Below are 5442 nucleotides of genomic sequence, written 5' to 3'. Positions count from 1 at the left end.
GAATGCCTACATCGACTTCAGCAAGATGACCCTGAGCCTGGTGGCGGTCGTCACCGACGTGATCCGCGACGGCAAGCCCGTGATCGGCTACGGCTTCAATTCGAACGGCCGCTACGGCCAGGGCAAGCTGATGCGCGAGCGCTTCATCCCGCGCATCCTGGAAGCCGATCCCGCTTCCCTCGTCGACGACGCGGGCACCAACCTCGATCCGCACAAGATCTGGAACTGCATGTTCACCAACGAAAAACCGGGCGGCCACGGCGAGCGCTCGGTGGCGATCGGCACCATCGACATGGCGATCTGGGATGCGGTCGCCAAGATCGAAGGCAAACCCCTGTTCCAGCTGCTGGCCGACCGCTACGGCGACGGCCAACCGGACCGCAAGATCTTCGTGTACGCCGCCGGCGGCTATTACTACCCGGGCCAGGACCATAACAAGCTCAAGGACGAGATGCGCAGCTACATCGACCGCGGCTACACGGTGGTCAAGAAGAAGATCGGCGGCGCCTCGCTCGACGAAGACCTGCGCCGCATCGACAGCGTCCTGTCGGTGCTGCAGGACGGCCAGAAGCTGGCGGTCGACGCCAACGGCCGCTTCGACCTCGATACCGCGATCCAGTACGCCAAGGCGCTGTCGCAGTACGACCTGTTCTGGTACGAGGAAGCCGGCGACCCGCTCGACTACGAGCTGCAGGCCACGCTGCGCAACTACTACAAGAACCCGATGGCCACCGGCGAAAACCTGTTTTCGATGCAGGACGCCCGCAACCTGGTGCGCCACGGCGGCATGCGGCCCGACCGCGACTGGCTGCAGTTCGACTGCGCGCTGTCGTACGGCCTGGTGGAGTACCTGCGCACGCTGGAGATGCTCAAGCAGCATGGCTGGTCCGCCAGCCGCTGCGTGCCGCACGGCGGCCACCAGATGTCGCTGAACATCGCGGCCGGCCTGGGCCTGGGCGGCAACGAGTCGTACCCCGACCTGTTCCAGCCTTACGGCGGCTTTCCGGACGGCGTGCGGGTCGAGAACAGCTTCGTGACGATGCCGGACCTTCCCGGCATCGGGTTCGAGGGCAAGAGGGACCTGATCAAGGAGATGCGGGCGCTGTCGGTCTAGGGGGAAATGCCTTTCCCCTGTAGGACCGCGCCGCAACTGTGTAACGGCGGCCCCATGGGCGCGGCAGCCGCTCCACACTCCAGTCCAGTCCAGAACAGTGGGGTGGAGAGCGTATGGAAAAAGTCTGGGGTCCGGTGAATGGGTTCTACATCGCGGCCTACGCAGCGCCGGCTGGGGACGGCGTGCATTTCTGCAGCTATGCCAAGGTCTGCTGGAACCGGCCGGAGAGCTACTGGGACGCCGACTGCGCGTTCAAGGTCTTCGGCGGGCAGAGCCACAGCACCCCGGAAGGCGCGCTGAGCTGGGTGGCGCTGGAAGCGCGCAACGAAATCACGCACCTGCCCAGCCAGGCCAAGACGCTGGCCGAGCAACGCCAGCGCGACCAGATCCCGATTCCGCGCCTGTTCGTCACGTCCTTCTTTCGCCATCGCCTGGCCTGAGAAGCGTAGCGCGCAGCCAACACCACAACCGGAAATCCCCCGCGACGCTGGACTGCGCGGCGCGCAGCTATGACATTTGTAGCAAATGGTCGAGTCCACGCCCACCTACTACGATGTCCTGCAAGTCGAGCGCGACGCTTCCCCGCAGCGCGTGCGCACCGCCTACCGCCGGCTGGCCCAGCGCTACCACCCTGACAAGATGCCCGGCAATGCCAATGCCGTGCGCGCCATGACCGCCATCAACGCGGCGTATGAAGTGCTGTCGGATGGGGACAGGCGCGCCGAGCACGACTTGTGGATCCGCCGTGCCGAGCGGCCGTACCAGCGGCCACCCGCCATGCCGTCGATGCCGGCCAGCCTGTGGAGCTTCGTCCATCCGGCCACCCACTGGCACTGGTATCTCCTGTGCTGCACAGTGGTGTTCGCCGCCGGCACCATCGCCACCGCCCTGTACCTGACGGCCATGCCGGCCACGTTGATCGTGAGCGGCACCGCGGCAAGCGAAACCTGCAAGCTGCAGGCGCCAGCGCGGGACTGCAGCCGGCGCTGAGCCGGCACCGCCGTGCCGGCGCCGGCCGACGGGCGAAGCCGCCCTGGTCCGATGCCTTGCGCGGCCGCGTTGCGCTACCTTGGCAGCCAGACCAAGGAGGTATCCCATGAACCGCAACACTTCCATTGCCGCCGCAGTCGCGGCAGCCTCGCTGCTGGGCCTGGCGCCGGCGGCCCATGCCGTTCCCGCCGTGGTGGCCCCCGCGCCGCAGGTGATCGTGCTGCAAAGCGCGCCGCCGCCCGCGGTGTACGAGCAGGTGCCGGCCGCCCGGCCGGGCTACATCTGGGCGCCGGGCCACTACGAGTGGCGCGATGGCCGCTACGCCTGGAGCGCCGGCCGCTGGATCGACGAGCGCCCGGGCTGGCGCTGGCAGGAGGCGCGCTGGCTGCAAGGCCCGGATGGCTCCTGGCACCTGCTGGGTGGCCAGTGGGTCCGCACCGAAGCCTCGCGCGACGACCCGCGCGTGATGGGCGGTCCGCGCGGCGACCAGGACGGCGACGGCGTTGCCAACCAGGACGACCGCGACCGCGACGGCGACGGGGTGCGCAACCGCGACGACGATTTCCCGCGCGACCCGACGCGCAATTGACGCGAACGGATCCCCCGACTGCGCGGCGTCCCCGCGCAGGGGGGGATGCTGTCATGATCGTTGCCTCGCTCGGCGCATTGACCGCAAAGGGAAATCGACATGTCGCATCCACCCCTCGTCTGGGAGTTGACGATCGCCCTGATCGTCGCGCTGGTGCTGTTCGACTACTTCTTCCACATCCGCACGGCCCATGTGCCCACGCTGGGCGAGTCGGCCCGCTGGTCGGCCGCCTATGTCGGCGTGGCGGTGCTGTTCGGCGTGGCGGTGTTCATCTACGGCGGCGCCACGATGGCCACGGAGTACTTCGCCGGCTACCTGACCGAGAAGGCGCTCTCGGTGGACAACGTCTTCGTCTTCCTGGTCATCATGACCAGCTTCAAAGTGCCGCGCGAAGACCAGCAGAAAGCGCTCCTCATCGGCATCGTCATCGCGCTGGTGGCGCGCTCAGGATTCATTTTCATCGGGGCGGCCCTGCTCGAGCGGTTCGCCTGGGTGTTCTACATCTTCGGCGTGGTGCTGCTCATCACGGCCGGGCACATGGCGTTGCCAAGCGACAAGCGTCATGGCGACGATGAGGACGGCGCGGTGCTGCGGCTCACACGTGCGCTGCTGCCCACCACCGGCACCTACGACGGCGACAAGCTGTTCACCGTGCAGGACGGCAAGCGCCGCATGACGCCCATGGTGGTGGTGATCGTGGCACTGGGCCTGACCGACATCCTGTTCGCGCTCGACTCGATCCCGGCGATCTTCGGCCTGACCCAGGACTTGTTCATCGTCTTCACCGCCACGGCGTTCTCGCTGCTCGGCTTGCGCCAGCTGTTCTTCCTGGTGGAGGGACTGCTCGAGCGTCTGCTCTACCTGTCCTATGGCCTGGCGGCCATCCTGGCCTTCATCGGGGTCAAGCTGGTGCTGCATGCGCTGCACGAGAACAACCTTGGCTTCATCAACGACGGCCAGCCGGTGAAGGTGGTCGAAATCTCCACGCTGCAGTCGCTGGTCGTCATCATCGGCATTCTGGTGTTCACGGTGCTGCTGTCACTGCTGAGCCCAAAAGGCAAGGCCAAGTCTGCCGTCGGCCGGCTGCGCCGCGCCCTGGCGAGCTGGCAGGAGCTGACTGCGGCCAGTGCGCCGGCGCCCGCGCGGGAGGCGGCCTATGCCGAGCTGGTGGCCGCCGAGACCGCAGTGCGCGCCTTGCCGGAGGAACACCGCGCGCTGATCGACGAGCGGCAGACCCTGCGCGAACGGCTGGCACAAGCGCACGCGCAGCACGCAGGGCCGCTCACGGCCGAAGAACTGCGGTAGCGGCCGCCGGGGCGCATGTCCAGCTCGGCCAGCAGCGCCGAATTTTCCTCGCCCGGCCCGAACCACGCGCTCACCGCTTGGGGTCGGTCCGGGCGCGCCAGACTTTTCGCGGGCGACGGGGTAGTGACGCGCGAGGTGGCCCGGGCTCGGCCGCGGCAGGTCCTGGGCCACGGGTTCACTTGCTCCTGGTGGCACAAGTAGCGGCCGGGCGCGTCGAGCCGCAAGTTCCAGAACTTGTCATGGGCAAGCCACATGGCGGCGTCCTCCAGCGCGTCGGGAGCCAGCGCGCAACGCACGGTGCGGCCCTCCTTTTCGCGCTGCACCAGCCCGGCGTCTCCCAGCACGCCCAGTTGCTTCATGAAGCCGGGCAGCGACATGCCGTGCGGCTGCGCCAGGTCGCTCACCTCGCTGGGCCGCGGGCGGCACTTGCAGAACGGTCGCCTGGATGCCGGCGCCAGCCCGCGATGACAACCGCTGCCACCAGAACTCACCTGCCCGAGCCGTCCCTTGCATGCAGCTTCGCCGCGATGTACTCGCCATGCGTCACGTGCAGCAGCCCCGCCACTTTGGAGATCAGGTGGCTTTCATTGGCGTGCAGGTGGCCGTCGGCATAGGCGACCTGCCACATGAACTCGACCATGCGGATTTTCTGCGGGTGGTCGAAGCGGTCGTTCAGCGCCGACGTGAAGGAGAAGAAATCGCTGGCGCCGCGCGACCTGTCTTGCGCCAGCTCCAGCAGCCGCGCCAGCTCGTCATCATGGAGCGCGAACTTGCGCCGCAAAGCCGCGACCACGGCTTGCCGCTCGGCGTCGGTGATGGCCGGATCGGCTCGCATCACTTCGACCAGCAGGACGGCGGTGGCCAGCTGCAAGGTACGGTCGTCGGCGCCGCCCTGGCCAGCCGCGGCGTCGGTGAGGGAAGAAAAAAGATCCTTGAGGGCGCGCAGCATGCGCCTATTTTGCGCCCGGCCCCATGCTGCGCGTGATCACTTCCTTCGTGATCTCGTTGCTGCCGCCCCTAGATACGCTGCACCCGCGCATCGGCCCAGGTGCGGCTGATGGGGTACTTCCACATCTAGCCGTAGCCGCCGTGCAGTTGCAGGCACTCGTCCATCACCTGGCACTGCAGCTCGCTGGTCCGGCACTTGGCCATGCCGGTGGCGGTGTCGCGCTCATGGCGCCAGACCTCGCGGTCGACGTAGCCCTGCTCCACCCAGGCTTCATGGAACGGCGACCTCCTTGTCGATGAACTTGCGAAAGGGATCGCGCAAGGAGTCGTGGTCGGGCGTGAAGACCGGGCGTTCGATCATCGCTGGATGGTCGGCGCGATCGGGCGCGGGCCACGCGCCGGGCGTGCGTGACTCAAGCAGGCCATGCATATACTGGCGCGCGCACCCCACCTGCTGGAGACGAGACCATGCAAGCCTATGTGTACGACGCCATCC

Annotated in this window: 6 protein-coding genes and 1 pseudogene; 5 read left to right on the top strand and 2 right to left on the bottom strand. The window is 67.5% G+C overall.

The window, feature by feature from the left end; genetic code table 11:
• The 5 genes from JWP65_RS15330 to JWP65_RS15310 form a co-directional block, all read left to right on the top strand.
• Positions 1–1114, top strand: a 1114-nt coding sequence (locus tag JWP65_RS15330; RefSeq protein WP_299765245.1) for a mandelate racemase/muconate lactonizing enzyme family protein, incomplete at its 5' end; no start/stop codon positions are given.
• Between the two features lie 113 nt (positions 1115–1227).
• On the top strand, positions 1228–1554 hold the full coding sequence (locus JWP65_RS15325; RefSeq protein ID WP_299765243.1) for a hypothetical protein: 327 nt from the start codon (positions 1228–1230) through the stop codon (positions 1552–1554).
• Between the two features lie 85 nt (positions 1555–1639).
• Entirely contained in the window at positions 1640–2104 is a 465-nt protein-coding gene (locus tag JWP65_RS15320) for a J domain-containing protein (protein WP_299765241.1), read from the top strand.
• Positions 2105–2210: 106 nt separating this feature from the next.
• Positions 2211–2693, top strand: a complete 483-nt coding sequence (locus tag JWP65_RS15315) for a YXWGXW repeat-containing protein (RefSeq protein WP_299765239.1) — start codon at positions 2211–2213, stop codon at positions 2691–2693.
• Positions 2694–2792: 99 nt separating this feature from the next.
• Complete coding sequence (locus JWP65_RS15310) at positions 2793–3998, top strand: TerC family protein (RefSeq protein ID WP_299765237.1); 1206 nt, start codon at positions 2793–2795, stop codon at positions 3996–3998.
• Positions 3999–4485: 487 nt separating this feature from the next.
• Here JWP65_RS15310 and JWP65_RS15305 read toward each other — a convergent pair whose 3' ends face one another.
• Both JWP65_RS15305 and JWP65_RS15300 read right to left on the bottom strand, forming a co-directional pair.
• Positions 4486–4947, bottom strand: a complete 462-nt coding sequence (locus JWP65_RS15305) for a TerB family tellurite resistance protein (RefSeq protein WP_299765235.1) — start codon at positions 4945–4947, stop codon at positions 4486–4488.
• 4 nt (positions 4948–4951) lie between these two features.
• Positions 4952–5171 (bottom strand): annotated as a pseudogene (locus tag JWP65_RS15300) (acyl-CoA dehydrogenase family protein); the annotation flags it as partial.
• Positions 5172–5442: the final 271 nt, after the last annotated feature.

Source organism: Ramlibacter sp. (assembly GCF_028292805.1).
Taxonomy (GTDB): domain Bacteria; phylum Pseudomonadota; class Gammaproteobacteria; order Burkholderiales; family Burkholderiaceae_C; genus Ramlibacter.
Note: the sequence above shows the minus strand (reverse complement) of the source record. Positions and strands in the feature narration are given on the sequence as shown.